The following is a 1,612-nucleotide window of genomic DNA, read 5'->3' on the forward strand; positions in this document are numbered from 1 at the left end:
GCGTCCGCATCCGGGTGCAACATGCGCACGGCGTCGGCGTTGTCGACGCGGAAGGTGATGCGGGTGGCGAAGTTGGCACGCACGTCTCCGCCGAGGATGGATGCGTCGAAGCGTTGGGCCGTTGCCAGGATTTGGATGTTGGCTTTGGCTCCTTCCCTGGCGATCCTGCCCAGGGCTGAGACGATGCGTGGGTGAGTGCGTGAGCGTGAACCGTTGACGCGATCCTCGCTGACAGCACGGGCCAGCACGGCAGGCAGTTCGTCGATGACGACGACGATCACGGGCACCGAGTCATCTGTGGGGCCGAACTTGTCCAGTCCGCGACTGCGCAGTCCCGCGATGCGCCGGTCCATCACTTCGCACATGCTCTCGAGCCACCGTGCGGTGCCCTCACCGGTGACGTTAGTGTCGGTGAGAAACTGCTGGGACAGGGCAGAAACGGGTGGGTCCGCATCAACTGGAGGTGTGGGGGTGACGTCCTGCAGGGGAGCAAGGAGCACCCCGGTGGGATCGATGCCGACGATGATGGTGTCGCGTCTGCCAGCCAGCGCTGTCAAGAAGACGTAGAGCGCTGATGACTTGCCGGATCGCGTGATGCCCTGGACCAGGATGTGCACCAGGCCAGTCAGGGTCCACGTGACGTTGGCTCCTGAACTGTCGCGTCCGATTGCCAGACCGCGCGGATCATCGGCTGAATCGTCGGTTGCGTCCTTGCGTGAGGTGGTCTGCGAGCGGCGGCGGCGCGCCACGGCGTTGGGGTCGAAGTGCACGACCGTGACGGTTGTGGAGCCTTCAGCGTTGCCTACCTCGACAGGGCAGCTGAAGTGCTGTGATAGTGCTGGTGCGGCTCCATGCAGTGCCGTGTCCAGTGACGAGTGGGCGGGGGTCGTGAAGTGCAGCACCACACCCCGTGGCACCTTGACCGCCAAAGCGATGACCGGCGCTGACTTCCGGGCGTCACCACCGGTCAGCCCGGCTGCACGAGCAGCAGCGTCCCACCCGGCAACCACCGAGCGCACCTGACGTGGCGTTGACCATGACCGGCGATATTCGGCCCACGAACCCCATTGGAAACGAAAGCCAGCCACGGTTGCGATCACGTGGACCTCGACGACCGCGACAGCAAGGGCTACCGGTGCCATGACTAGCCATCCGCCCCGTCCCGTCCGAACCATGAGGGCACCCATGATCAACGCCGCAGCGGTGATACCGAGGTGTGTGAGGATGCGAGCCTCGACGGACTTTGCCCCAACACGGTCGGCGTCAGCAGCGGCGGACCCAGATGCCGCGCTCACTGGTCCCCACCCTTCTTGGAGGTAGCCTCAAGTGGCACCAGGCGCTCGACGGTGAACGACACCGCCTGACGACCGGCACCGTCCACATACGGCGTCATCCAACAACGACCATCAGCCCGCAGGCGCTGACCCATCTCGAAAGGCTTGCCCGCAGGCTCCGTCACCGCGATCGTGATGCCCCTGTCAGCCCCACCATCAGCACGAGCAACCACGACGCCAGAGGTGTATGTAGCCTTGCCGTGGGGAGACAACTTCGCCTGCCCATCCTTCAAACGCGGCTGGAACTCCGCCCCCATACCCATGCACATCGGAACAGA

General features: G+C 64.8%; 2 protein-coding genes. Both read right to left on the reverse strand.

What is annotated here, in order from left to right; translation table 11 throughout:
• Positions 1–1,295, reverse strand: a 1,295-nt coding sequence (locus tag ON058_RS11040; RefSeq protein ID WP_274669113.1) for an FtsK/SpoIIIE domain-containing protein, incomplete at its 3' end; no start/stop codon positions are given.
• On the reverse strand, positions 1,292–1,612 hold a 321-nt coding region (locus ON058_RS11045), incomplete at its 5' end, for a hypothetical protein (protein ID WP_274669114.1). The genes ON058_RS11040 and ON058_RS11045, both read right to left, overlap by 4 nt.

The sequence above is a fragment of the Demequina sp. B12 genome, assembly GCF_028823635.1.
Classification (GTDB): Bacteria; Actinomycetota; Actinomycetes; order Actinomycetales; family Demequinaceae; genus Demequina.